Raw genomic sequence first — 25,746 nt, forward strand, 5'->3', positions numbered from 1 at the left:
CGAGTTCACAGGAAGCGCGCGGTGGAGATCGGCGCGCTTCCGCTAAAGAACCCGGGTCCCGCGGCCCGCCCCATGGTCAGTGCCAACGCAGGTCGCCGATGAATCATCTGATCCCGATCACGCACGAGTTGCCGGCCCATCCGGCCGCGCCCTTCCGTCCGATGGAGCCGAGCGCATGCACCTGCGCCAGCTCTTCGGCATCCTCATGCAGCGCGCCAAGCTGGGCCTCGGCGTCGCCGCCCTGGTCTTCCTCCTTGTGCTGGCGGCCTTCGCCCTGCAGCCCAAGAGCTACACCGCAGTGGGCTCGGTGGTGATCGACCCGTCGGGCCGCAACCTCGCCCGCGCCGAACAGCAGGTCTCGGGCCTGCCCGCCGACACCAGCGCGGTCGACACCCAGGTCGAGGTGCTCCGCTCGCGGGCCGTGGCCGAGCGCGTGGTGCGCAAGCTGCAGCTCTACAACGACCCCGAATTCAACGGCCAGATGGCGCCCGGCTTCTTCGGCCTGAAGAAGCCGGCCGAGCCGATCGCCAACCCGAGCCAGCGGCTCGTGGAGCGCACGGCCAATGTGCTGATGAACAAGACCTGGGTCCGCCGCGCCGGCCTGACCTATGTCGTGATGGTCGGAGTCAGCTCGACCTCGCCCGAGAAGGCCGCCCGGCTCTCCAACACCTACATGGACGAGTACCAGCGCCTGCAGCTCGACGAGAAGCTGGCCCGCGTCACCCGCGCCAACAGCGAACTCGGCCTCAGCCTCGAGAAGATGCGCCGGGACGCCGAGATCGCCGAGGCCAACGTCCAGCGGTACAAGAACGAGCACGGCCTGATGTCGGCGCAGGGCTCGACCATGGCCGAGCAGGAAGTCTCGACCCTCAACCAGCAGCTGGCCATCGCTCGCGCCGAGACGGCCGAGAAGTACGCCCGCCTGGCGGCGGCCCAGACCCAGCTGCGCAACGGTAACGGCGGCGCCGACGTCGGCGCGGCGCTCGGCTCCGAGACGGTGCGCGAGATGCGCAAGCGCGAGGCCGAGCTCTCCGTGAAGCTCGCCCAGCTGAAGACCGACTTCACCGACGAGTACCCGGAAGTGAAGCGGACCCAGGCCCAGCTCAACGACATCCGCGGCCAGATCCAGATCGAGATCAACCGCATCCTGTCGAGCCTGCGCGCCGAAGCCCAGGCGGCGTCCGGCCGGCAGGCCTCGCTGATGGGCAGCCGCGGCGCGGCCCAGGGCGGCATCGCCCAGAACAACCAGGCCATGGTCGGCCTCGTGGGCCTGCAGCAGAAGGCCGACGCGGCCAAGGCGATCTACGAGGCCTACCTTGGCCGCGCCAAGGAAGTGGCCGCCGAGGGCAGCCTGCAGCAGGCCGACGCGACGGTGAACGCCCGCGCCGCGGTGCCGATCGCCCCCTCGTCGCCGAACATGAAGCTCGGCGCGGCCCTGGCGGTGCTGGCCGGACTGATCGCGGCCGGCGCGGCGGTGCTGATCGCGGAGTTCTGGGACAAGCACCTGCGCTCGCGGCTCGACGTGGAACGCGAGCTGGGCGTGCCGTTCGCCGGCGTCCTGCCCGACTTCCGCTCGGTGAAGCCGAAGGGCCTGCGCGGCCCGGACGCGGCGCCCCAGGAGTACCTGGTCAGCCATCCCTTCTCGGGCTTCGCGGAAGCCTTCCGCAACCTGCGCGCCTTCCTGATGATCAGCGCGCCGCACGAGGACAACAAGCTGATCGCCGTGACCTCGGCCGTGCCGCGCGAAGGCAAGAGCCTGACCTCCTTCTGCCTGGCGCGCACCCTCGCGCTCTCCGGCAGCCGGGTGGTGATCGTCGACTGCGACCTGCGCCAGCGCGGCGTGACCAAGCTGATCGGCGCCCGTGACGTGGGCCTGGTCGAGGTCGTGCAGGACAAGGTACCGCTGGCCGAGGCCCTGGTCCACGACGCGAAGACCAACCTCTTCATCCTGCCGGCGGCCGGCAAGAGCGTGCCCTACGACCTGTTCTCGAACCCCGAGACCGACGACGTGCTGCGCGAACTCGCCAACCAGTTCGACTATGTGATCCTGGACGCCCCGCCGATCCTCGGCGTCGCCGACGCCCGCATCCTGGCGGCGAAGGCGGACCGGGTGCTCTACCTCGTGCAGTGGAACAAGACCCCGCTGCGCGCCGCCCAGTCGGCGGTCGACATCCTCCAGGAATGCGGGGCGAACGTGGCCGGCGCGCTGCTCACCAAGGTCAATGTGAAGGGCCAGGCCCGCTACGGCTACGGCGACAGCAGCGACTACTACGGCTACTTCAAGAACTACTACATCGCCGCGGCCTGAGCCCGGCCGCGGTGGCGATCATGTTCGACGGAGTGAAAGCTTCGCGGCGCGCGGCCCTGGCCGCGGCCGCCCTCGCGGCGGCGCTCGCGGCCTGCCTTCCCGGCGGTTCCGACGCCGTTGCGGCGACCGGCCCGCTGGAGCGGTCGCCGGACGGCAAGAGGCTGACCCTGACCTTCGCCGACGAGTTCGACGAGTTCCGGCCCTATCGCCTGGGCCAGGGCGTCTGGCGGACCACGCTGCGCGAAGGCCCGGTGGACCCGCAGGACTTCAACGTCCGCACGCTGAAGAGCAACAAGGAGCTGCAGCTCTACGTCGACCCGGACATGCACGGCCGCCGCCGCGGGCGTGAGGACGACGACCGGCCGCTGGGCCTGAACCCGTTCACGGCGCGCAACGGGACGCTGGAGATCGCCGCCCGGCCCGTGCCGCGGGAGCTGGCCGAGCGCCTCGACGGCTACCGCTACGTGTCGGGGATGATCACCAGCCAGCCGAGCTTCCGGCAGACCTACGGCTACTTCGAGATGCGGGCCAAGCTGCCGCGCGGCAAGGGCGTGTGGCCGGCCTTCTGGCTGCTGCCGGCCGATCTGAGCTGGCCGCCCGAGATCGACGTCATGGAGAGCGTCGGCGATCCGTCGAAGGTCTATGTCACCCTGCACTCGAACCATGTGAAGGCCGAGGGGACCGAGGTCCGTGTCAGTCCCGACGACTTCCACACCTTTTCCGTGAGCTGGACCCACGACGAGGTCATCTGGTTCGTGGACGGCCGCGAGGTGAAGCGGATGGCCACGCCGGCCGACATGCACAAGCCCATGTACATGCTGGCCAACATCGCGCTCGGCGGCGACTGGGCCGGCCAGCCCGACGCCACCACGCCTTTCCCCGCCCGGATGCAGATCGACTACATCCGCGCCTACAGGTTCGCGCCATGACCACCTGGGACACCTTCGCTCCGGACAACCGGCCGCGCCGCATCCGCGGCGGCGACATCCCCGCCCCCCATCCCGTCCGCTGGCGCGAACAGCGCCGGGCCCAGGCCGCGCAGGCGACGCCGCCCGCGGCAGGCGACGCGCGCCATGGGCCCTCGGTCACGGTGCTCGGCCTGCGGATCGATCTGGACGCCCTCTTCACCTTCGGCCTGTTCGTCGCCCTGCTGTTCATCGCCAACTGGGGCACGCTGGGCGCAGTCGCCGTGGCCGCCGCGGTCCCGGCCTACCTGTTCGTCCGCCGCCGGGGCCTGGAGCGCGTGCTCCTCTCCCGCGCGGCGCTCTTCGCGATCCCCGCCCTCGCCGTCTTCTCCACCGTCTGGTCCGAAGCGCCCAAGGAGACGCTGAAGTTCGCGATCGAGCTCGGCATCACGGCGGTGGCCGGCGTGCTGATCTCGTCGGCGCGCAGCCAGCAGGCGGTGATGCGCGCCATGGCGTGCGCCTTCCTGACCTACATTGCCTTCGCGCTCGTCACCGGCGGCACCGTGGCGATCGGCGTCGGCGCCGGCGGCAGCGCCTTCTCCGGCCTGACGGAGAGCAAGAACCTGACCGCCGACATCGCCTCGACGGGCGTGCTGGTGTTCCTCGGCATGACCTTCATGGCGCTCCGCGACCGCGCCTGGGCCTGGGTGGGCCTCGGCGTCGTCGGCCTGGCGCTCGGCCTCTACTCGGTGACGGCGGCGCGTTCGGCGGGCGCGCTGATCGGGCTCGCCATGGGTGTGGGCGGGATGCTGGCGCTGCTGCCGCTGCTCAAGGCCGGCAAGGCGGTCCGGGCCTGGCTCACGGTGATGACCGGGACGGTGCTGGTGGCCATCGGCCTGTCCTACACCTGGCTCTCCCAGGCGCTCATCGAATGGGGCGCCCGGACGTTCGACAAGGATCCGACGCTCACCGGACGGACCTACCTGTGGTACCGCGCCGCCGACCTGATGCACGAGAAGCCCCTGCTCGGCCGCGGCTACTACGCCTTCTGGCTGCAGGGGAATCCCGACGCCGAGGGCCTCTGGAAGTATTTTGGCATCGACAGCCGCGGCGGCTTCACCTTCCACAACACCTTCGTGGAGATCCTGGTGACCCTCGGCCTCGTGGGCCTGGTGGTGATCGCGGTCACCGTGGCCGTCGGCGTCTTCGCCCTGGTCCGCCGCTTCGTGCTCAGGCCCAACCTGGCGCTGGTCTTCTGGGTGGGCGTGCTGCTCTACCAGCTCTCGCGGACCGGCATCGAGACCATCGGCATCGCGCCGTTCTACTTCTCGACCGTGCTGGCGTTCGGCGCGCTTGGCGCCGCCTTCGGAAGACTGGGCGCGCCGAAGCCTGTGGCCGCGCCACGGCTGACGCGGCGGGACCGCATCGTGCAGGTCTGGCCCGTCGAGCAGGTCCCCGCCGGCTGGGGCACGCCCCGCCTGCGGCCGCAGTCCGACCACCTGCGCCTGATCCGCTCCGACACCCGCGGATGACGGCGGCCGCCGACAGCCCGCAGCCCAAGATGCGCGGCAAGCTTCACCGCACCTCGGTCGGCCCTGGCGCTGACCGGCGCGAGCGCGCTCCGGCTCGGCCTGCAGTTCGCCATGCTGCCGATCCTGGCCCGGCTGATCGGCCCGGCGGAGTACGGCCTCGTGGCGCTGGCCATGCCGTTCATCCTGCTGGCCAATGTGCTGTCGGACGGCGGAATGGGCTACGCGCTCGGCCGGCAGCGCGAGGTGACCCGCGACCAGGAATCGACGGTGTTCTGGCTCTCGGCCGGCATCGGCCTGGCGCTGACCCTGGCCTGCGCGGCGGCGGCCTGGCCCCTGGGCGCGCTGATGAGCCAGCCGCGCCTGCCCATGCTGATCCTGGCGCTGTCGCCGATCCTCCTGATCAACAGCCTGACCACGGTCGCCAACGGCCGGATCATCCGCGAGGGCCGGTTCGGGATCTTCGCCGCCGGCGACCTGATCTCCACCGGCGCGAGCGCCGCCACCGCCCTGGCTGCGGCCCTGGCCGGCTGGGGCGCCTGGGCGCTCGTCGCCCAGCAGCTCGTGCTCTGGCTCTGCAAGCTCGCCTGGGTCGGCTCCCGCGCGGGGGCCCTGCCCCGCCTGCACTACCGGTTCGCGGAGGCGAAGAGTCTCCTGGCCTTCGGCGGGCAGACGATCGCGGCGATCCTCGCCGACTTCGTGTCGCGCAACCTCGACAGCCTGATCATCGGCGGCGTCCTCGGGGCCACCGCCCTCGGGTATTACGCCATGGCCTACCAGCTCGTCCGGGCGCCCGACATGCTGATCTCCGGGCCGTTCTACCTCTACATCTTCACCGCCGTCGCCAAGACCTCGCACAACGCCACGCGGGCCTCCCTGCAGGACCTGGCCGTCACGTCCCTGCGGCTCGGCGCGGTCTTCCTGGCGCCGCTGTTCGTCGGCCTGGCGCTCGTCGCCGACCTGGCCGTGAAGCTGGTGCTTGGGGAACAGTGGCACGACGCCATCGGGCCGCTGCGCTTCCTGGCCGCCGCCGGCTTCTTCTTCTGCCTCTGCTCGATCATGGCCACGACCTTCATGGGCCTCGGCAAGACGGCGCAGCGGCTGAAGCTCTCGATCCTGCTGGGCGTCGTCGTGATCGGCGCGGTGGCCCTGACCGTGCGGTTCGGCCTCGAGGCCGTCTCCGGCGCGGTGGCGGCGGCCATGGCCCTGGTCTGCGGGATCTACCTCCACACCCTGGCCAAGGACCTCGCCATGCCGCACGCGCGCCTGCTCGCGGCCTTCGGCCCGCGGCGCTCGGCTGTGCGGCGATGGCCGGCGTCGTCCTCGCGGCCCGCGCGGCGCTGGCGCAGGCGCCGATGGTCGTGGAATTCGTGTTGATGATCGGACTGGGCGCGGCGGCCTATGGGGCGGCCATGTGGATCTTCGCCCGGCGGCGGTTGATCGACGACCTCCGCGCCTTCCAGGGCCCAGGCCCTGGGCGACGCGCCGATCCCATAATCTCCTGGTGTCATCCCGGTTTTTCGCGAAGCGAAAGACCGGGATCCATTCACCCGGCGCGCGCTCGGAATGACGCGGCGACGACGTCGCTCCTTCTGCGGGCAACCCAGAGTCATTGAGTCCCGGTCTTCGGCTGCGCCGAAACCGGGATGAGAGCTGGAGATCAGGCTCAGGCCGTCGCCGGCTGCTGCGCGGGCGCGAGCTTCGCGGCCAGGCGCTTCAGGCGCGCCTTGACCGGCAGGGTCAGCAGCGGCCAGACGTCCGGCGAGGCGACGGACGCCGCGATCCCGCCCAGCAGGTCGCGCGCCTTCAGGCGCTCCACCACATGGTCGTAGGCCAGCGCGGCGTGCAGCGAACGGCGGCGCGCGGCGAAGGCGCGGCGGACATCCTTCGCCTGCCCCATCATCACGCCTTCCAGCGCCGCGTCCGCGGCCACCATCTGCAGCAGGTGCTCGCGGCGCATGACGTGGCTGATCGAGGCGCCGTGCTTGCGGTATCGGTAGAGGGCCGCCGGCTCGAAGGCCATGCGGGCGCCGCCGGCCAGCAGGCGGACCACCAGGTCGTAGTCCTCGCCGATCCGCAGCGCCTCGCGATAGCGGACGTCGCTGAGCCGGCGGCTGCGGAACAGCGGCTTCAGATAGCCGAGGCCGGGCTTGCGGCCGTACATCCGGGCGCAGTCCACATATTCGGCGAGGGTGATCGGACGGGACGCCTGCCAGTCGCGGCCCGAAAGGAACGGGGTCCCGGGCTCGTCCCGCCCATCCTGGAAGACCATCAGATTGTCGGCGACGATGTCGGCGCCGTCGGCCTCGGCCCGCGCCACCAGGCGCTCCAGCCGGTCGGGGGCCATCAGGTCGTCGGAATCGAAGATCGCGATCCATTCGCCGCGCACCGCATCCAGCGCCCGGTTGCGCGCGGCGCCCGGCCCGCCGTTCTGCGGCTGGACCAGCACCCTCACGCGCGGATCGCCGGCGGCCGCGGCCTCGATCACCGCCAGGCTGTCGTCGGTGGAGCGGTCATCGACGATGATCAGCTCGAGATCCGCCAGCGTCTGGCCGAGCACCGAGCGGACGGCCTCGGCGAGGTGGCGCGCGCCGTTGTAGTTCGCCGTGACGACCGAGACGCGTGGCCGCGTCACGAGGCGGCCTGTGCGGCAAGCTGGGCCGGCGGCGCGTCCTTGCGCTCCCGGCTCCAGGTGAAGAGCTGAGCCCAGAAGCCGGCCGACCAGGCCAGGTGCATGATCATCGCGGCCGGGCCGGACATCGCCGCGGTGGCGTCGCGCCGCTTCACGCCGAGCATGGCGCCGTAGCCTAGCGCCGCGGCCATCCACACGAGCGCCGGGATGGCAAACACCCACCAGAGCGGCGCGAGCGCGAGGCCGGCGACGGCCGGGGCCACGGCCAGCGGCAGGGCCTGGCGGACCTTCAGCGGCGTGTAGTGCTTGAGCACGGTGCGGGCCCGGCCCTTCCCGTAGCTGAAGTACTGCTTGGCCAGCGCCTTGGGCGTGGACCGCGGGTGGTAGCCGATGCGGATCTTGTCGGTGAGCCAGATCTTCCGGCCCTGCTTGGCGAGCCGCAGGTCGAGCTCGGCGTCCTCGTTGTGGCTGAAGCTCTCGTCGTAGCCGCCGACCGCCCGGTAGGCGTCGACGCTGAAGAGCGCGTGGTGGCCATGATCGACCCAGTGGCCTTCGGTGGCCAGCCGGTGGGCCGAGCCGCCGGTGCCGAGCACCGAGTTCTGGGCCACGGCGACGGCCTGCTGGAACGGGGCCTCGCCGCGGGTGTCCATCGAGACAACCACCGAGTCCGCGCCCGTGCGGCGGGCTTCGGCGATCAGGGTGGAGGCGTAGTTGGGCGGATAGTCGGCGTGGGCGTCGACCCGCACCAGCCACGGCCGGTCGCCGGCCATGGCGGCGGCGGCGAGGTTCATGCCGGCGCTCTGCAGCTTGCCGGGATTGGGCATCAGGCGGACGCGCGGGTCGCGGGCGGCGATGGCGGCGACGATCTCGCGGCTGCAGTCCGACGACCCGCCGTCGGCCACCAGCACCAGGGGATCGACGAGGCCGTCGTCGGCCAGGATCTGCTCGATCACCCCGGCGATCACCTTCTCCTCGTTCAGGCAGGGGATGACGATCAGGGCGCGGCGCGCGGCCTGTTCCTCGGCGCTCAGCGACGGCTGCGGCGCCTCCGCAACCCGGATGACGGCCCGCGGATCGATGCGGTCCCAGGCCTGCGGAAGAAGCCCGTCGAGCGTGGCGGGCGACGGGAGCGGGGCGGCCCGCGGCGCGAAGGAACGCGGCTCGGCGGGGGCGCGGCTGAAACCCTCGTCGCGGCCGGACTCGTCCGACACCGGACGCCGCTCGGGGGTGGGCTTGGGATGAAGCATCGAGAAGGAACCTGCACTCTGACCAGCGACACGGTTAAGCGAGGCTTACGCGTGTCGGCCCCTAAACAGCCTCTGCCCGATAGGGTTCCGCCGGATCGAAGCTTGGCTGGAGCGGAATCTCGCCGCGTCGCGAAAATGCCTCCACCAGCCGCCGGCAATCGGCCTCGTCGGCCATCAGGTCAGCGGCGGGAACGGCGTCGACCTCGGCGCGCAGGCGGGCGTAGGCGGCCGGCGTCAGGCGCTCCAGGAAGGCCTCCAGGTCGCGGGGATCGTCGAGTCTGACGCCGACGCCGCGCCGGGCGAGGTATCGGCCGGTCTCGACGCTCGCGAGGGCCACGGGCACGGCGCCGTAGCGGGGCGCCTCGTAGAGCCGGTTGGGCAGGAGCCAGGCGGAGTTCAGCCCCTCCTCCATGTAGTCGAAGGCCCAGCTGAAATGGACGTCGCCATAGATCGCTGGCAGCTCCTGGGCCGTATAGGGCCCCAGGAACTGCACGCCGGGCGCTGCGGCCACCTGGGCGTCGAAGTCGGCGAACTCGGTATAGGCCGGCCGGCCGTGGATGCGGACCTCAAGAAGGTCGGGCCGGCGCGTGGCGATGTCGGTCAGGATGTCGAGGCTCTTGCGGCAGCGGATCGCCCCCATCCACCCCACGCGCCAGGGCGGCCCGGCGGGCGGCGGCGGCCGCTTCGCCGGATGCGCGCCGTCCAGCTCCAGAGGCTTGTTCTCCACCAGCAGGGTCTCGAGGGGCAGCGTCGTCCCCACACCCTGCCGGGGCCGGAAGTAATGATCGAGGAAGGCCGGCGAGCTCACCACCAGCAGGTCCGCCCGGCGCATCAGGGCGCGCTCGACGGCCCGCATCGCCCGGCTCTTGGTCCCCTCGCCCAGCATCAGGCGGTGGATGTCGAGGCACTCATAGACCAGCCGCGCCTTCAGCCCGCAGAGCGTGCGCGCCGCCTCGGCCACGGCCAGCGCCTCCAGCGTGCGGCCGACGACCACCTCGGCGCCCGCGAGCACGTCACGGAACCGTCCGGCGCCGAGCGCGGCCAGCGCCGTCGCCTTGGCCCGCTGGCCCATGCGTGCGTCATAGGTGCGCCCGAGGTCGATAGCCGGGACGCCCGCCACCGTCTCCGGCGCGGTCTCCGTGCGCCGGAAGCCCAGGACCACCGGCTCGGCCCCACCCGCGACGAGCATCCGCACCCGGCGCGTGACGGCGGGATCGGCCAGGTCATGGACGAAATAGGCGAGCTTCAAGGGCGGCCCCTGCTGAGCTTGAGCAATCGGTCGGGAGCCAAACGCGCGAGCGACCGTTTGGAGGCACAAGCTTCACGATGGTCTTTACCCAGGGGGTTCCGTGGTCGAACTGCGGCCTGCGACCGAGCTTCGGCGTCCGCCCGCCGAGGTGCGCTCCATCCAGTACCTGCGCGGCTTCGCGGCCTTCGGGGTGCTGATCTACCACGCGGCCGAGCGGGCCGGCGGCCACTTCGGCACGGGCGCCGCGGGGGTCGACGTCTTCTTCGTGATCTCCGGCTTCATCATGTGGGTGGTGACCTGCGGGAAGCCGCCCTCGCCCGGTCAGTTCCTGATCCGCCGGGTGCAGCGGATCGTGCCGCTCTACTGGGGCCTGACGCTGCTCGTCGTGGGCGTGGCCCTGGCCGCGCCCTGGATCTTCCCGGCCATGCAGGTGACGGCCGAAGCGGTGGTGAAGTCGCTGTTCTTCGTCCCCTACCGCGACCACACCGGCCTGATCGCCCCGCTGGTGATCCCCGGCTGGACGCTGAACTACGAGATGTTCTTCTACGTCCTGTTCGCCTTCGGGCTGATGGCGCCGGTCCGGCTGCGCGCCTGGCTGGTCAGCGCCGCCCTGGTCGCCCTCGTCGCGATCCGGCCGCTGGGCGACGTGACGAACCCGGTCTGGGCGACCTATACCAACCCGCTGCTCCTGGAGTTCGGCGCCGGCATCTGGCTCGGCAAGGCCTGGGCCGAGGACCGCCTGCCGGGCGTCCGCGCAGGCTGGGCGCTCGTCTTCGCCGGCCTGATCGGCTTCGCCGTCGCGGGCTTCTCAGGCATCGACGTGGAGCGGGCGCGCTTCCTGATCTGGGGCTTGCCGGCGCTCGCCCTCGTGGCCGGCGCCGTCGCCATCGAGCGCAACGGGACCGTGCCGCGCCTGAAGCCGCTGCAGGCGCTGGGCGACGCCTCCTATTCCCTCTACCTGGTCCACGGGCTGGCGATCTCGGCCGTGGTCCGTCTCCTCGACATGGCCGGCCTGGCCTCGCCGGCGTTGATCCTGGCGGGGGGCCTGATCGCCGGCGTCGTCGCCGGGCTGATCACATACCACCTTGTCGAGAAGCCGCTGATGGGCCTCTTCAAGACCGGGCTCGGTTCGCGACGGACGGCACATCGATCCCGTCCAGCAGCTCCCGTCCCGCCGCCCGCGCCGACCGGCAACCCGTGAGGATCATGGCGACGGCCAGCTCGGAGCGGATGATGTTGAGCATCCGGGTCACCTGGGCCTCGCCGCCCGCGCCCAGGGCGTAGGCCCAGGCGCGGCCGAGCAGGACGGCCTTCGCCCCGAGCGACAGCGCCTTCAGCACGTCGAGGCCCGAGCGGACCCCGCCGTCCATCAGCACCTCCAGGTCGTCGCCGACCGCGTCGACGATCCGCGGGAGGGCCGAGATCGAGGAGCGCACGCCGTCGAGCTGGCGGCCGCCGTGGTTCGAGACCACCAGTCCCTGCGCTCCGGCCTTCACGGCGTCGCGGGCGTCTTCCGCGTCGAGCACGCCCTTGACGACGATGGGTCCGTCCCAGGTCTCACGGACCCAGTCGAGGTCCTTCCAGGTGACCGAGCGGTCGAAGTTGCGGGAGATCCACGAGAGGAAGTCCGTGACCCGTCGGCTGCCCTGGACGGCGCTGGCCACCGTGCCGAGCGTGTGCGGCTTGCCCCTGGTGAACAGGTCCCAGGTCCAGGACGGATGGGTGACGCCGTCCCAGGCCTGGGTCAGCGCCGCCTGCAGCGCCGTTCCGCCGGTGAAGCCGGAACGGACATCCCGGTAGCGCGCGCCCGGCACCGGCAGGTCGACGGTGAAGACCAGCACCGGAGAGCCGAGATCCTTTGCGCGGCCCAGCAGCTCGCGCATGAAGCCGCGGTCCTTCAGCATGTAGAGCTGGAACCAGGGCGCCTGGGCGCCCTGGGTCACCTCCTCCAGCGAGCAGACGCCCACGGTGGAGAGGCAGAATGGGATGCCGGCCGCCTGGGCCGCGCGGGCTGCCTGCACCTCGCCCCGGGCGGCATACATGCCCGACATGCCGACCGGCGCCAGCCCCACGGGCATGGAGAGCTTCTGGCCGAACACCTCGACGCCCATGTCGAGCTCGGTCATGTCGCGCATCACCCGCTGGCGCAGCGCGATGGCCTCCAGGTCGGCGACGTTCCGGCGCAACGTCTCCTCGGCGTAGGAGCCGCCGTCGATGTACTCGAAGAAGATGCGGGGCAGCCTGCGCCGCGCGAGCTCCCGAAAGTCCGACACCGACGCCGCGCGCATGGCTCCTCCCCCTTTGTTGGCGGGAAGGTGCCGCGCCTCGCGCCCAAACCAAAGAGGAATCAGGCGGAAGCGGTTTCCGTCGCGGGCTGGGCGATCGGCGGCCGGGGGCCCATGACGATCCAGACCTGGTGGGCCCGGGCCATCAGCTCGCCAGACGCGCTGTAGAGCGCGACGCCGGCCGTCTCCTTGCGGCCCTCGCGGGCGATCGGCCAGGCCAGGACCACGCACGGCTCGCCCGCCGCCGGCCGGCGCAGGACCTCGGCGGTCATGGTGCCGAGCAGAGCCCCGTGGCGGCCCTCCTTTTCCACCCAGGCGAAGTAGCCCGGGCAGTCCAGCGCCGCCCAGACGACCTCCAGGCGGGTCAGGCCGTCGGCGTCGGCGAAGGCCTCGTGCGGCGTCCAGGCGTCGGCGACGACGCCGGCCTCGCGGTCCTCCACCGGACCGGCCAGGACCCGCAGGCCGTCGCCCGCGCCCCGCTCTGTCCCGCACGTGAAGCAGATCGGGTGGACCCGCTGCGAAAGCCCGATGTGCCGGGCGCCGGCCGCGCGCGCCTCGTCCAGGCTGATCGGCGCAGGCGCCTCGGGCAGTTCGGCGCCTTCCGAAGCGCGGCCCTGGCCGATCAGGGCGCCGCCCTCGCCGGTGATGACGACCGCGCCGTCCTGGACCGCCAGGTCGAGGCCGATGTCGAGCGGCACCGGGGCGCGCAGGACCGCCGTCGCCGGGCCTTCGATAGGGGGCCGCGAGGACGCCGCACACATAGCCGCCGTTGCCGGAGTTGGGCGGGCCGCAGAACTGGCGGCCGATCACGATCTGGGACAAACCGGAAAACTCTTCAAAGAAATGGTCGGGAAAGAATGGACTTGGGCAATCCCGGGAAGCTGCCACGTTGGCCTTGCGGAACGGAAGCCAAAATCGCTTCCCCGGCGTTGGAGCCAGCGGCGCCGCGGAGTAGCCTGCGGCCGAGCTTTGAAATCACTTCGAGGAGAATTCGGTGAGCGAACGGATGGAACGGCCCTGGGCCCTGATGCGCCATCATGCCGGCTGGGCGGACGTCTTCCACATCGAGAGCGAATCCGGCGACTCGATCACCGGCTTCTACCCGGACCGGGAGACGGTCGGGCCGCCGGTGAACTACTCCGTGCGCGCGGTGCTGGCGCGCTATCCTACCCTGGAATCGGCCCGCGCCGCCCGCGAGGGCGCGGTGTCGGAGTGGCGCAAGCACGACCAAGCGGTCCGCGATGCCGAACAGACCCTGCGCGACGCCGAGAAGGCCCGCGAGGACGCCTGGCTGAAGTCGCTCCGCGAAGCCGCCGAGGCGGGGTGAGTTGACCAAAATTGCTCCCCTTCGGGGGAGCTGTCAGCGAAGCTGACTGAGGGGGTCAGCTCAGACGTTTGAGCGGCCCCCCCCTCCACCACTTCGTGGTCCCCCCTCCCCCCGATGGGGAGGAACTTGTGATCAGAACCTCAGGCCCCTCGACAGCGCCCATGCCGCCGCTGCGGCCACGACGGCGGTCGCCAGGACGCGCCACCAGGGGGCGAAGGTGACCCCCGGGTCGGCGGACAGCTTCCGGCGACCGGTGAACATGGCGCCGATCAGGTTCGAGCGCTTCCAGATCAGGTACCAGAAGACCGCCACGACGTGGACGGCGACCAGGACCTGCAGGACCGTGAAGCTGGCCTCGTGCAGCTCGGAGATCGCCCGCCCGGTCTCGAAGCTGACCCGGTCGGAGAGCGGTCCGGCCTCGAAGGCGTCGATGTCCACGGCGAAGAGGCCCGTCGTCACCTGGAAGATCAGCACAGCGAGGATCGCCACCACGCTCCAGGCGCCTACCGGGTTGTGTCCCGGGGCGTCGGCGGGCGCGCGGGAACCCAGCGACTTCAGATAGGCGAGCGAGGCGCCGGGGCCCTTCAGGAAGCTCGAGAAGCGGGCGGTGCGCGATCCCCAGATCCCCCACAGCAGGCGGAAGAAGACCAGGCCGAGGATCGCGTAGCCGCTCCACCGGTGCCACTGCAGCCGGTCGGTCTCGGCGGCCCACCAGGAAAAGCCGATCAGCAGGACGAGCGCCCAGTGCACGAGGCGCACGGGAACGTCCCACAGCCGCGCCGCGACCTGGGTTTCAGGAACCTCGCTCACGGGCTCAGGACTCCTTGGGGACGCGGTACTTGTCGTGGCAGCCCTTGCAGGCGCCGCCGGTCGCGCGGACCTGGGCCTTCAGGGCGTCCACGTCGCCGGCCTGGGCCAGTTGCTGCAGCTTCGAGGTCTGCACCTGGAGGTTGGAGGCGGCGGCGGTGAAGCCGGCGGCGTCGCTCCAGATGTTGGCCTTGGCCTCGCTCTTCGGCCGGGCTTCCTGGCCCGAGCCGCGCGGGAACCAGGTCGGGAGCTGGCTGGCGTAGGTCTTGAGCTGGCCGGCGCTCTGGGTGAGCACCGCCTTGTCCGGGTCGCCCTTCCGCAGTTCGTCGTTGAGCCGCTTGAAGGTGGCGCCCACCTTCTCGAAATTGTCGTGGCGCGCGAGCGCGGCCCTGGCGCCCGGGGTCGTGGCGGTCTCGCCGTGGGTGTTGTGCGCCAGCGCGCCCGTCCCGGCGACCGCGAGCCCGACGCCGAGCGCCGCTCCGACCACCACGAACCTGCTCAACCTGCCGCTCATCGCGCTGCTCCCTCGTTCCGCACGCCCAGCCGGCGGCGGCCGAGTTGACGATGGCGTCATCCGCGCGTCAACGGGCTCGGGCGGACTTCACGGGCGCGCCTTCGGCGGAGGCCTGGGTCAGCAGCGCCTGGCAGTTCGCGTCCTTGGCGAGGCCGGGATCCACGAACGGCAGGATGGCGGCCAAGGGCGAAAGCAGCGAGCCCAGCGCCACGGCGACGCCGCCCTGGGCGATCGCCTTCCCGGGCTCGACGCCCAGGCTGGGCTGGCGGATCGGCCCCTTTGCGGTGACCGGCAGCATCACCCGCAGCAGGCGGAACTCCTTCGGCTGGCCCTGCAGGCGGAAGTCCATCCGCTCGGTCGCCAGGTTCACGGTCCCCGAGCCGGTGACCACCACCGGCTTGGTGTCGAAGACGATCCGGTTGGCGCGCATGACGCCGTCCGTCGTGGTGAAGTGGGCGACGCCGCAGCGGACCGGCACCTTGTCCTGGTCCTTGGACAGCAGCAGGCCCAGGCCCTTGACGACATTGACCCCCAGCAGCTCGGCGAAGGCCTCGCGGATGTCGCCGTTGGGGATCACGACCATCACCTCGCCGTCGGCGTTGGCGAAGGCCTTGTGGACGCTGTTGCCCTCGCCGGTGAGGCGCGCGCGGCCGACCAGGGAGCCGGTGAGCGGCAGCGGGCCGTCCTTGGCGCCGATCGGGATGAGCTGCTCGACGCGGGCGTTGGCGAGCCGAAGGTCGAGGTCGGTGACGGGCGTCGCCCTGCGGGCGTTCAACTGCACGTGGCCGGTGACCTGGCCCTGCGGCAGGTCAAGGCGCAGGGGGTCGGCGCGGAGCAGTCCGTCATCCAGCTTCATGGTCACGGACGCCGCGCGCAGGTGGACCGGCGCATCGCGGATCGAGGCGATCTTCCAGGTGGCGTCGGCGTCCATGGCGCGGATGCGGTCGACCGCCAGGGTGGAATCCGGGAACAGCCGCTGCTCGGCGTTCAGCTCGCGGGCGACCGCGGCCTGGTCGGCGGAGGCCGTCTCGCCGGCCCCGGTGGCCGGCGCGCCGCCGAAGAGCGCGCCGAGGTCGTCGAAGTCCAGGCTGCGGGTGGTTAGGTCGGCCTTCAGGTAGGGCCGCTCGCGGCCTGCGTCGACGCTGACCACGCCCGCCAGGTCGCTGTCCCCGACCCGCCCGTTCAGCCCCGTGACGCGATACACCTGGCCGTCGCGGACCAGGCGGCCGCGGAGGTTGTAGGGCGGCGTGTTGGGCAGCGCGATGCCGGTCAGGCCGTAGAGATCCGACATGTCCGGGCCGCGCACCGAGGCGTTCATGGCGAACTGGCCGAGGTCGAACGGCTCGGGCACGGCGCCGCGGGCGGTGATCACCGTCTGGCCGGCGCGCACATAGGCGTCGAACGGATAGGGCACGTCCTTGTCGATATTCAGCAGCGGCCCGCCGGTGACGCGCAGGTTGAACGGCTGGCGGTTGAGAGCGCCCTGGCCGACCATGGCGAAGCCCGCGTTGGCCCCGCCCAGCCGTTCGGCGGCATTCAGCGTACCCGTGAAGGTGAGCTTCCGCTGAACCTCGCGCACGTCGATCTTGCCGTCGTTAATGACGAAGTTGCGGATCGGCGGCAGCCGCATCGGCTCCTGCGGCCTGCGGCCGTCCGAGAAGTCCCAGGTCTTGCGGCCCTGGGCGTCGGCGTAGAGCCTGACGGTCGGCCGGTCGAACTGCAGGAGCGGCAGGTCCACGTCGCCCTTGAACAGCGGAAGCAGGCGGATTTGGACGACAATCCGGTCGATCTCGGCCATCGCGCGCTTGTCCGGCGCCCAGTCGGGGTTGGCGATGCGGATGCCGCGCACCGTGGCGCTTGGGGTCCAGGACCACAGGTGCACGTCGAGATCGCCGTTGATCTGCACCTCCCGGTGCATGCGGGCCGAGGCGTAGCGGGCGACCGGGCCGCGGAACCAGTTCCAGTCCCAGATGGCGATGAGGATGGCGACGGCGACGGCGATCACCGCCAGCACGCCCCCGGCGATCTTCATCGTCTTCGGGCTGGGCTTCTTGATCTGCGTGGCGGCAACGCGCGCGCGCGCGGCCTGCCAGTGCTCACGCGTCCAGGTCCCGGCGCGCTGCAGCGGCCGGCGCTGCCCGGCGTCGGCGCGGCGGGCGCCGCGGCGCTTTCCGGGTTCCGGATTCTGGAACGCTTCGTTGGACACGGGGCTGGCTCCTCGGCTCGGGCCTAGGTGCGGAAACGCCGAAGCCCCACGGTCCAGTTCCGCTCAAAGCCTAATGACTTACGCCCCGGCCCGAGACGGCGGCCTTCAGGGTCCGAAGGAGGATCGCCAGGTCGAATGCGAGCGAGCGGCGTTCCAGGTACTCCCGATCGAGGCGAACCTTCTCCGGGATCGGCAGTTCGTCGCGCCCGTTCACCTGGGCCCAGCCCGTGACCCCGGGCCGGAGCCGATGGACCCCGTGCGCCGTCCGCAGCGCCACGAGGTCGTCCTGATTGAAGAGCGCGGGCCGCGGGCCGACCAGGCTCATGTCGCCGATGAGCACGCTCCAGAACTGCGGCAGCTCGTCGAGACTGGTCCGGCGCAGGAAACGGCCAAGCGGCGTGATCCACTGGTCCGGGTCGCTCAGCAGGTGGGTGGCGACGTCGGGCGTCCCCATCCGCATGGTGCGGAACTTGGGCATCGGGAAGAGGCGGTTCTCCCGCCCCACCCGCCTCGACCAGTGCAGGGCCGGGCCCGGGCTCTCCAGGCGCACCGCAAGGCCGATGGCCAGCAAGACGGGCGAGAAGACCACCAGGCCCGCCAGTCCGCCCGCGATGTCGATCAGCCGCTTCACCCGGCGGTTCTAGAGCGCGCCGGGCGGCGCCGCCAAGCTACTCGGCCGCGGGTTCGGCCGGCGGCTCGGTGGAGGTGACCGGCTTGCGGCGGGCCTTGGGGGGCCTCGACCGGGGCGGCCTCGACGACCGGCTCGGGCGCCGGCGCCTCCGGCGGGGCGAACGAGGCGGGCTCCGACGCCGCCTCGGGCGCCGCCTCGACGATGGACTCCAGGATCGGTTCGGGCTCAACGAGCGGCTCAGGCGTCGCCTCGATCAGCGACTCAGCCGCCGCCTCGATGACCGCCTCTGGCTCCGGCAGCGCTTCCGCCACCGTCTCCGCGGCCGTCTCGGCCACCGCCTCGGCGGCGGCTTCGGCCTCGGCGATGAGCTCCTTGAGGGGCTCCTCCACCGCCTCGGCGATGGCCAGCACCGGCTCGAGGGCCATCAGGGCGACCGCGGTCTCCTCGGCCATCGGCTCGGGCGCGGCGTCCTGCAGTCGTCTTCCCCAAAGAGCTTCCAGGTTGGTGGCCTGGGCCCAGCGGGTCGCCCACCAGAAGGCCACGCCGCCGGCGGCCGCGCCGGCGAAAAAGCCCCACAGCGGAGAGACCGCGCCGACCATCAGCTGGGTCGACAAGGGTGTGGCGGAAATCTCCCGGATCTCGCTCTCGGACATGGCGTGCTCCTGCATCCAATTGTGCGATGCAATATAACACGGCCGCCTTCTCGCAGTTGCGAAATTGCTATGACGATAGCGTGTAGACCCTCGCCTCCCCGCTGTCGCCCAAGGCGCGGGCGGTCCAGCCGCAGATCGCCTCAAGCTCGGGCGCCAGCCCCTCCGGCGCGCCCACGAAGACCAGGGCGCAGCCGTTCATCTTCATCGGGTCGGTCAGCGGCCGCATGCGGGTCTCGGCCACCAGCAGCGGCGCCGCCACGGCGTCCTCCAGGTCGCGCAGGAAAGCGTCGAAGGTCTCCAGGTCCTTGAGCGGCAGCCAGATCATCACCTCCGCCTCGCGGTTCTTCCGCCGGACCCCCGCCACGGTCTCGACGATGCGGGCGTAGTCGTCGGCGCGCTCGAACGGTGGATCGATCAGCACCAGCACGCGGCCGGAGGGCGGCGCGGCCGCCATCGCCGCCTGGAAGCCGTCGTCGCAGAGCGTGCGGACGTTGGCCCTGTCCTTCAGCAGGCTCTTCAGCGCGCCGTGCTCGTCGGGCCGGAGCTCGCAGGCGAGGTAGCTGTCCTTAGGCCGCAGCGCATCGGCGATCAGCCACGGCGACCCGGGATAGCGTCGCGCAGGCCCGCCGCCGTTCAGCCGCTCCAGCTCGCCGATCAGCGGCTGGAAGGCGCCCGGCGCGTCCTTCGCCGCCATCAGCCGCACGATGCCCGCCTCGGCCTCGCCGGACTTCCTCGCCTCGGCGCCGGCGAGATCGTAGAGGCCGCGGCCCGCGTGGGTGTCGATCACGGTCAGCGGCCGCGGCTCGTCGTCCAGGCGCGAGAGGAGCTGCAGCAGGCCGGCGTGCTTCACGAGGTCGGCGAAGTTCCCGGCGTGGAAGGCGTGGCGGTAGTTCAAGTGTGCTCCGGAGGGCGGGAGGAACCCGGCTGCGCCATACCACGTTGCGCGGCCAGGATGGCCAGGGACATGTCAGACACCACGCCCGAGCTCGAGGACGTGGAGGCCGCGGGCCTCCGCTACGTCTCCGACGCCGATCCGGGCATCACCCGCCGCAAGGCGTCCGCCAGCGGCTGGAACTATCGCAAGCCCGACGACTCGGCCGTGACGGACGACAAGACGCTCGAGCGCATCCGGAAGCTAGCCATTCCGCCGGCCTGGACCGACGTCTGGATATGTCCCAGGGCCAACGGCCACATCCAGGCCACCGGCCGGGACGCCAAGGGCCGCAAGCAGTACCGCTATCACGACGGCTGGCGGGCGGTGCGCGACACCCACAAGTACGACCGCGTCATCGCCTTCGGCCGCGCCCTGCCCCGGCTTCGCAAGCGCGTGGACGAGGACCTCGGCCTGCGCGGCCTCCCCCGCGAGAAGGTCCTGGCCGCGGTCATTCGGGTCATGGAGAAGACCCTGATCCGCGTGGGCAACGAGGAATACGCCAAGCAGAACAAGAGCTTCGGCCTGACGACGCTCCGGGACCGCCACGCCAGGATCGGCGCGTCGAAGGCGGTCTTCGAATTCCGCGGCAAGAGCGGCAAGGTCCACCAGACCGGCTTCAACGACCGCCGGCTGGCCCGGGTGGTGAAGGCCTGCCAGGACCTGCCCGGCCAGCGGCTCTTCCAGTACATCGACGACGACGGCGAGCAGCGGGTCGTGGAGTCCGCCGATGTGAACGCCTACCTGCGCGAGGTGCTGGGCGAGGACTTCTCGGCCAAGGACTTCCGTACCTGGGCTGGCACCCTGGCCGCGGCGCGGGGCCTGGTGATGCTGCCGGAATGCGGCTCGCCCACCGAGGCCAAGCGCAACATCAACACCTGTGTGAAGGCGGTGGCCGGCGTGCTCGGCAATACGCCGGCCGTCTGCCGCAGCGCCTACATCCACCCGGTGGTGCTGGAAGCCTATGAGAGCGGCGCCCTGCCGCTGAAGGGTGGCGGCGACAGCCGCGCCTTCGAGCTCGCCGTGCTGAAGTTCCTGGAGACCGCGCGCGACGAGGTGAAGGAGGAGATCGCCCAGAAGGCGCGCCGCTAGTCTTACCTGACGGAACGCCGGTATCGTCCCCACCCAAGAACGAGGGGGAGGACTTACCGTCATGCTGCCGGCCCGCCTGCGCTTCGGCGCCTTCATCGCGCCGTTCCACCCGGTGGACGAGAACCCGACGCTGGCGATCCAGCGCGACCTGGAGCTCGTGCAGCACCTGGACGCGCTGGACTATGACGAGGCCTGGATCGGCGAGCACCACTCTGCGGGCTATGAGCTGATCGCCAGCCCCGAGGTGTTCATCGCCGCCGCCGCCGAGCGAACCAGGCACATCAAGTTGGGCACCGGCGTGGCCTCCCTACCCTACCACCACCCGATGATGCTGGCCGACCGGATGAACCAGCTCGACCACATGACCCGCGGCCGGGTGATGTTCGGCGTCGGTCCTGGCGCCCTCGTCTCCGACGCCTTCATGATGGGCATACCGGTCCAGAAGCAGCGGGACCGGATGGACGAGGCCCTGGGCGTGCTGGTCCGGCTGATGCGCGGCGAGGAGGTGACCCATTCCTCGGACTGGTTCGAACTCAAGAACGCCCGCCTTCAGATGACGCCCTACTCCCGGCCGTCGATGGAGATGGCGGTGGCGAGCCAGGTCTCACCCACCGGCGCGCGGGCCGCCGGCCGGCACGGCCTGGGCCTGCTGTCGCTCGGCGCGACGTCGACGGCCGGCTTCAACGCGCTGGCGTCCAACTGGGCGATCGCGGGCGAGCAGGCGGCCGAGCACGGCCAGACCATGGACCGCAACGCCTGGCGCCTCGTCGGCCCCATGCACATCGCCGAGACCCGTGAGCAGGCGATGGAGGACGTCCGCTTCGGCCTCGACAAGTGGATCTACTACTTCCGTGAGATCGCCAACCTGCCGATCGTGCCGGAGGGCGACGATCCCGTGCAGGCGATGATCGACACGGGCCTCGCGGTCATCGGCACCCCAGACGACTGCGTGAAGCGCCTGCAGCAGCTCGTGGACGAGAGCTCGGGGTTCGGGGCGTTCCTGTTCATGGACCACAACTGGGCGCCGTGGGAGCGCAAGAAGCGCAGCTACGAGCTCGTCGCCCGCTACGTCTTCCCGCATTTCCAGCAGCTCAACGTGAACCGCGAGGCCTCGATGAGCTGGGTCGGCGAGAACAAGGCCGAGTTCACCACCGAGGTGCGCAACGCCGTCGGCGCGCGGATCGTCCAGCACATGATGGAGAAGGGCGCGGGCAACATCCGGCCCGAGATCGTCGAGCTGATCACCGGCCAGGCGCCGCCGAAGGCCGGCTGACGGCGGCCGGGCTTCGCCCTATCACCTGGTCATGGACCTTGCAGCCTACTTCGACCGGATCGGCTTCACAGGCGACGCCCGGCCCGACCTCGCGACGCTGAAGGCGCTGCACCGCGCCCACCTGCTGGCGATCCCCTACGAGAACCTGGACGTCCAGCTCGGCCGGCCGGTGACGCCGGACCCGGCCGCCGCCGTCGAGAAGATCGTCGGCCGTCGCCGCGGCGGCTGGTGCTACGAGATGAACGGCGTCCTCGGCGAGGCGCTCACCGCCATCGGGTTCGACGTGACACGCTTGGCCGGCGGGGTGATGCGCCAGGTGGTCGGCGACGTGCAGGTGGGCAACCATCTCGTGCTGCTCGTCCGCCTGCCGGAGGGCCCGTGGATCGCCGACGTGGGCTTCGGCGACGGCAGCCCGGATCCCTTCCCACTCGCCGCCGCGCCGCTCAGCGCGGACGGGTTCGACTTTCGCCTTGAGGACCTCGGCGACGGCTGGTGGCGCTTCCACAACCATGCGCAAGGCGGCGCGCCGACCTACGACTTCCAGCTCACACCGGCGCCGCCCGCGAAGCTGGTCGAGCGGTGTCAGTGGCTGCAGAGCGCGCCGGAGAGCAACTTCGTGCTGAACGCCGTGGTCCAGCGCTGGCGGCCCGGCGGCCTGCTGCTGCAGATGCGCGGCCGGTCCCTGCGCGAGGTCCGGCCCGGCGGCGTGGAAACGCGCCTGGTCGGCTCGGCGGACGAGTATGTGGCCGTCCTCGCCGAACGCTTCGGCCTCGACCTGCCGGAGGCGGCCGGCCTCTGGCCGCGTATCTGCGCGCGGCACGAGGCGCTGTTCGGCGTCAGCGCCTGATCGCGAAGCCGATCCGGAGGGTCCGCGGCTGGGAATAGCTCTCCACCCCGTCGGCGGTCTCGCCAACCTCCAGCTCGGCGTCGAAGAGGTTGTCGGCGGCCACATAGACCTCGCTGTCGCGGCCCACGCGCCAGCCGGCTCGGGCGTCGACGACGACGCCGGCGCCCAGCTTGCGGGTGTTGAGGTCGTCCTCCCAGCGGTCGCTCTCGTAGCGGGCGTCGGCGTTCAGGCTCAGCCGGTCCATGGGCCGCCAGTCGAAGCCGCCGGTGACGGTCAGCCTCGGAGTCTGCGCCGGCCGGAGGCCGGTGAGCTGCGGCGCGGACGCCCCGCCGTCCACCTCGGCGTCGGTGTAGGAGAGCGCCGCGCGCCAGCCGAAGCCGGCGGCGAGCTCGCCCGAGCCCTCGCCCTCAAAGCCCCAGGCGGTGATCTCGCCGGCGTTCTGCCGCTGGCGCAGCACGCCGCCGGCCGGCACGAAGCCCGCGGTCGGGAAGGTCCCCGGCCCGATGCCGATGGTGACGTTGGCGATCGGGTCCTCGATGCGATTGTAGAAGACGGTCGCCGCCCACCGGACTGCGCCCTCTCCGTTGAGGCCCGCTTCAACGCCCTGCAGCGTCTCCGGCTTCAGGCGCGGATTGGCTTCGGTGATGTCGTTGCCGACCCGGAACGGCCGGTGCAGTTCGTTCAGCGTCGGCGGGCGGAAGCCGCCGTACGCCGCGGCGCGGGCGAAGATCTGGTCCGCCACCTCGTAGCGGAGGCCGAAGCGGGCCGTCGGCGTCGTGCCCGATGCATCCGGCGTGGTCTGGTCAAGGGTGGCGGCCCCGGTCTGCAGGTCCCACTCCCGGCGTACGGCGTCGGAGGACTTCCAACCGTCCAAGCGGACGCCGCCCGTCACCAGCCAGGGCCCGCGGTCGAGGACGCCCTCGACATAGCCGCCGCCGACCACCGTCTTGCCGCCGGCCAGGCGCTTGCGGGTGAAGGTCCCGTTCATGAAGCGGAACCGCTCGCGCACCTCGCCATCGGTCAGGCGAATGTCGGCGCCCGCCTCCCAGGCGATGTCGCCCGCCCACCCCTGGAGCGCGGCGTTGAAGCCGTAGCCGATGGCCGGCGTGGCGTACTGGTCGTTGGCCGGCGTGGTCGAGGCGCGGCCGGCGGCCACGGCGACCGAGGTGTTCTCCAGATCGCTCCCGCGCACCCAGCCCTGCAGTCGCCAGCCGCCGACGCCCGCTTCCGGCGCCCGGGCGAGCGTGACGGTGGCCGAGGTCCCTGTGGCGTTCGACCGCGCGCCCACCAGGCCCGCGCCGCGCTTCTCCTGGAAGGCGGCGAGCCGGACAGCGGCCTGAGCGCCCGCCACCTCGTGCTGGCCGCGGACCGCGATGGACCGGGTCTCCAGATCGAGCGGCTGATCGGCCGCGCCGGCCCGGGGGCCGCGCACCGGCGTGTAGCCGTCGCTTCTCTCGGCGCTGCCGGTGACCAGCAGGCCGGCCAGGCCGCCTGAGGCCGCGAAACGGTAGCTCTCGTCCTCGCCGGCCGAGGCGTCGAGGGCGGCGAGGCCCTGCCCGGCGCCCCCGCTCCTGCAGGGCGACGACGCCCGTGAGCGCGCCGGCGCCGTACGGGCCCGCGCCCGCGCCGCGGACGATCGAGGCGCCGTCCAGGCCCTCGGGCGGCAGGCCCGTCCAGATGACCCAGCCGCCGAAGGGATCGTTCTGCGGCGCGCCGTCGAGGGTGACCAGCGCCCGGCCGGCGCCCGACGGGGCGATGGAGCGCAGCGACAGGCCCTGGGTCGTCGGGTTGGCCGCGACGCTGCCGGTGCGCCGGAAGAGTGAAACGCCGGGCGCGCGCTTCAGGGCGTCGTCGAGCCTGGGCGTGACCTTCAGGATCTCGGGACCGATCTGCACCGCGCTGAACACAGCCTCGCCGCCCAGGGGGTTCAGTCTCGGCGGATGGACGATGACCACTTCCACGTCGGTGGGCGGCGGCGGCAACTCAGCCATACTGGTCTTCCCCCTTATCGTTGACGGGCAATTAGCCTGCGCCGGGCCATTGGCCAAAGGGGTGTTGCGCCGCTATTTCAGAACCATGTCTTCGGGAAGCGGCAAGGTCGCCATCGTCACCGGCGCGGGCTCCGGCATCGGCCGGGCCGTGGCGCTCGCGCTCCTGGCGAACGGCTGGTCGGTAAGCCTCGCCGGACGCCGGGCCGAGGCGCTGGAGGAGACGGCCGCCCTGGCCGGCGACGCCGCCGACTGGGCGATGCCGGTCCCGACCGACGTCGCCGACGCGGAGGGGGTCGGCCGCCTGTTCGAGGCCACGCGGGCCCGCTTCGGCCGGCTCGACCTCCTCTTCAACAACGCCGGGACCGGCGCGCCGCCCGCGCCCCTGGAGGACCTCTCCCTCGACGCCTGGAAGCGCGTCGTCGACATCAACCTGACCGGCGCCTTCCTGTGCACCCAGGCGGCGTTCCGGCTGATGAAGGCCCAGGACCCCATGGGCGGGCGGATCATCAACAACGGCTCGATCTCGGCCCATGTCCCGCGCCCGCGGTCGGTCGCCTACACCGCCACCAAGCATGCGATCACCGGCCTCACCCGCTCGACGTCGCTGGACGGACGGCCCTACGACATCGCCTGCGGGCAGATCGACATCGGCAACGCCGGCACCGAGATGACCGCCCGCATGGCCAAGGGCGTGCCCCAGGCCGACGGGTCGATCGCGCCGGAGCCGGTGATGGACGTCCAGGCGGTGGCCGACGCGGTGCTCTACATGGCCGGCCTGCCGCTCTCGGCCAATGTGCAGTTCATGACGGTGATGGCCACCAAGATGCCGTTCATCGGGCGCGGCTGACTCCGCGTCGTACTCGCGGCGCCCTCCGTTCAGGCAGTCGGGAAAAAATCGTAAGTGACGCAACGTGATCGTTGATCACCAAGCGGGATTCGTGCTTCAGCCCGATGGAGCCCAAGGCCACGTCAGTTCCGGCCAGGCTCGAAGGGGAACGCCGTGAAAGGGGTTGGTCGCAACCTCAATCCGGAATCGAAACATGATCCGTATCGTCACCCTGGCCGCCGTCGCGGCCTTCGCCGTCGCCGCGCCCGCCGCCGCCAAGTCCATCCGCGTCGCCACCGCCGGCAAGTCCACCGAGCAGGTCCAGGCCGAGGTCTCCAGGGCCGCCCGCGTGCTCTGCGCCCGCGAAAGCATCGGCGCCAGCTTCCCCTACGAGCACCAGCGCGCCTGCGTGAAGCTGACCGTCGCCAAGACGATGCAGCAGTTCGCCGCCGCGCCGGCGTCCACGACGCTGGCCGCCGCCCAGTAGGCGTCT

23 protein-coding genes and 1 pseudogene are annotated in these 25,746 nt (G+C 71.5%); 11 read left to right on the forward strand and 13 right to left on the reverse strand.

Going from position 1 to position 25,746, the window contains the following annotated elements; genetic code table 11:
• Positions 1-175: 175 nt before the first annotated feature.
• From LRS04_RS23750 to LRS04_RS23765, 4 genes are all read left to right on the forward strand, one after another.
• On the forward strand, positions 176-2,308 hold the full coding sequence (locus LRS04_RS23750) for an AAA family ATPase (RefSeq protein WP_257818513.1): 2,133 nt from the start codon (positions 176-178) through the stop codon (positions 2,306-2,308).
• Positions 2,309-2,328: 20 nt separating this feature from the next.
• The gene (locus tag LRS04_RS23755; RefSeq protein ID WP_257818514.1) at positions 2,329-3,237 is read left to right on the forward strand and encodes a glycoside hydrolase family 16 protein; all 909 of its coding nucleotides are present in this window, start codon (positions 2,329-2,331) and stop codon (positions 3,235-3,237) included.
• Complete coding sequence (locus LRS04_RS23760) at positions 3,234-4,745, forward strand: O-antigen ligase family protein (protein WP_257818516.1); 1,512 nt, start codon at positions 3,234-3,236, stop codon at positions 4,743-4,745. The genes LRS04_RS23755 and LRS04_RS23760 overlap by 4 nt, the downstream gene beginning before the upstream one ends.
• A gap of 69 nt (positions 4,746-4,814) precedes the next feature.
• Positions 4,815-6,119 (forward strand): lipopolysaccharide biosynthesis protein, encoded by a 1,305-nt coding sequence (locus LRS04_RS23765; RefSeq protein WP_257819239.1) that lies wholly within the window; start codon positions 4,815-4,817, stop codon positions 6,117-6,119.
• A 289-nt stretch (positions 6,120-6,408) separates the two neighbouring features.
• Here the strand turns inward: LRS04_RS23765 and LRS04_RS23770 are convergent, their stop codons facing one another.
• The 3 genes from LRS04_RS23770 to LRS04_RS23780 form a co-directional block, all read right to left on the reverse strand.
• Entirely contained in the window at positions 6,409-7,377 is a 969-nt protein-coding gene (locus LRS04_RS23770) for a glycosyltransferase family 2 protein (protein WP_257818518.1), read from the reverse strand.
• Entirely contained in the window at positions 7,374-8,621 is a 1,248-nt protein-coding gene (locus LRS04_RS23775; RefSeq protein ID WP_257818520.1) for a glycosyltransferase family 2 protein, read from the reverse strand. The genes LRS04_RS23770 and LRS04_RS23775 overlap by 4 nt, the downstream gene beginning before the upstream one ends.
• A gap of 61 nt (positions 8,622-8,682) precedes the next feature.
• Complete coding sequence (locus LRS04_RS23780) at positions 8,683-9,870, reverse strand: glycosyltransferase (RefSeq protein ID WP_257818522.1); 1,188 nt, start codon at positions 9,868-9,870, stop codon at positions 8,683-8,685.
• 100 nt (positions 9,871-9,970) lie between these two features.
• Between LRS04_RS23780 and LRS04_RS23785 the strand changes: the two genes are divergently transcribed.
• Entirely contained in the window at positions 9,971-11,071 is a 1,101-nt protein-coding gene (locus LRS04_RS23785; RefSeq protein WP_257818524.1) for an acyltransferase, read from the forward strand.
• On the opposite strand, the gene LRS04_RS23790 is transcribed toward LRS04_RS23785, so the two are convergent.
• Both LRS04_RS23790 and LRS04_RS23795 read right to left on the reverse strand, forming a co-directional pair.
• Complete coding sequence (locus LRS04_RS23790; protein WP_257818525.1) at positions 10,983-12,158, reverse strand: L-lactate dehydrogenase; 1,176 nt, start codon at positions 12,156-12,158, stop codon at positions 10,983-10,985. The two genes, LRS04_RS23785 and LRS04_RS23790, sit on opposite strands and share 89 nt — an antisense overlap.
• A gap of 59 nt (positions 12,159-12,217) precedes the next feature.
• Positions 12,218-12,853 (reverse strand): hypothetical protein, encoded by a 636-nt coding sequence (locus LRS04_RS23795; protein WP_257818526.1) that lies wholly within the window; start codon positions 12,851-12,853, stop codon positions 12,218-12,220.
• 296 nt (positions 12,854-13,149) lie between these two features.
• On the opposite strand from LRS04_RS23795, the gene LRS04_RS23800 reads away from it, so the two are divergent.
• Positions 13,150-13,482, forward strand: coding sequence for a hypothetical protein (locus LRS04_RS23800; RefSeq protein WP_257818527.1), 333 nt, complete (start codon positions 13,150-13,152; stop codon positions 13,480-13,482).
• Positions 13,483-13,614: 132 nt separating this feature from the next.
• Here the strand turns inward: LRS04_RS23800 and LRS04_RS23805 are convergent, their stop codons facing one another.
• From LRS04_RS23805 to LRS04_RS23830, 6 genes are all read right to left on the reverse strand, one after another.
• Complete coding sequence (locus tag LRS04_RS23805; RefSeq protein ID WP_257818529.1) at positions 13,615-14,292, reverse strand: cytochrome b/b6 domain-containing protein; 678 nt, start codon at positions 14,290-14,292, stop codon at positions 13,615-13,617.
• A 4-nt stretch (positions 14,293-14,296) separates the two neighbouring features.
• Positions 14,297-14,803 (reverse strand): cytochrome c, encoded by a 507-nt coding sequence (locus tag LRS04_RS23810; RefSeq protein ID WP_257818532.1) that lies wholly within the window; start codon positions 14,801-14,803, stop codon positions 14,297-14,299.
• Positions 14,804-14,870: 67 nt separating this feature from the next.
• The gene (locus LRS04_RS23815; protein WP_257818533.1) at positions 14,871-17,009 is read right to left on the reverse strand and encodes an AsmA family protein; all 2,139 of its coding nucleotides are present in this window, start codon (positions 17,007-17,009) and stop codon (positions 14,871-14,873) included.
• Between the two features lie 70 nt (positions 17,010-17,079).
• On the reverse strand, positions 17,080-17,640 hold the full coding sequence (locus LRS04_RS23820; RefSeq protein WP_257818534.1) for a sugar transferase: 561 nt from the start codon (positions 17,638-17,640) through the stop codon (positions 17,080-17,082).
• A complete protein-coding gene (locus tag LRS04_RS23825) occupies positions 17,637-18,293 on the reverse strand; it encodes a hypothetical protein (protein ID WP_257818536.1) in 657 nt (218 codons plus the stop codon). The genes LRS04_RS23820 and LRS04_RS23825 overlap by 4 nt, the downstream gene beginning before the upstream one ends.
• A gap of 67 nt (positions 18,294-18,360) precedes the next feature.
• Positions 18,361-19,188 carry a 23S rRNA (adenine(2030)-N(6))-methyltransferase RlmJ gene (locus tag LRS04_RS23830; RefSeq protein WP_257818537.1) on the reverse strand — a complete coding sequence of 276 codons (828 nt, stop codon included), beginning with the start codon at positions 19,186-19,188 and terminating at the stop codon, positions 18,361-18,363.
• Positions 19,189-19,257: 69 nt separating this feature from the next.
• On the opposite strand from LRS04_RS23830, the gene LRS04_RS23835 reads away from it, so the two are divergent.
• From LRS04_RS23835 to LRS04_RS23845, 3 genes are all read left to right on the forward strand, one after another.
• Positions 19,258-20,316: a DNA topoisomerase IB gene (locus tag LRS04_RS23835; RefSeq protein ID WP_257818539.1), complete on the forward strand. Its 1,059-nt coding sequence runs from the start codon at positions 19,258-19,260 to the stop codon at positions 20,314-20,316.
• Positions 20,317-20,377: 61 nt separating this feature from the next.
• Positions 20,378-21,589, forward strand: a complete 1,212-nt coding sequence (locus LRS04_RS23840; protein WP_257818540.1) for an LLM class flavin-dependent oxidoreductase — start codon at positions 20,378-20,380, stop codon at positions 21,587-21,589.
• Positions 21,590-21,620: 31 nt separating this feature from the next.
• Complete coding sequence (locus LRS04_RS23845) at positions 21,621-22,436, forward strand: arylamine N-acetyltransferase (protein WP_257818541.1); 816 nt, start codon at positions 21,621-21,623, stop codon at positions 22,434-22,436.
• Here the strand turns inward: LRS04_RS23845 and LRS04_RS23850 are convergent.
• Entirely contained in the window at positions 22,426-23,868 is a 1,443-nt protein-coding gene (locus LRS04_RS23850; protein ID WP_308238219.1) for a TonB-dependent receptor domain-containing protein, read from the reverse strand. The two genes, LRS04_RS23845 and LRS04_RS23850, sit on opposite strands and share 11 nt — an antisense overlap.
• A gap of 211 nt (positions 23,869-24,079) precedes the next feature.
• Positions 24,080-24,427, reverse strand: a pseudogene (locus LRS04_RS27270) (TonB-dependent receptor); the annotation flags it as partial.
• An 85-nt stretch (positions 24,428-24,512) separates the two neighbouring features.
• Here LRS04_RS27270 and LRS04_RS23855 point away from each other — a divergent pair.
• Both LRS04_RS23855 and LRS04_RS23860 read left to right on the forward strand, forming a co-directional pair.
• Positions 24,513-25,274, forward strand: coding sequence for an SDR family oxidoreductase (locus LRS04_RS23855; RefSeq protein ID WP_257818543.1), 762 nt, complete (start codon positions 24,513-24,515; stop codon positions 25,272-25,274).
• A 193-nt stretch (positions 25,275-25,467) separates the two neighbouring features.
• Complete coding sequence (locus tag LRS04_RS23860; RefSeq protein WP_257818544.1) at positions 25,468-25,740, forward strand: hypothetical protein; 273 nt, start codon at positions 25,468-25,470, stop codon at positions 25,738-25,740.
• Positions 25,741-25,746: the final 6 nt, after the last annotated feature.

Source organism: Phenylobacterium sp. J367 (genome assembly GCF_024699985.1).
Classification (GTDB): domain Bacteria; phylum Pseudomonadota; class Alphaproteobacteria; order Caulobacterales; family Caulobacteraceae; genus Phenylobacterium.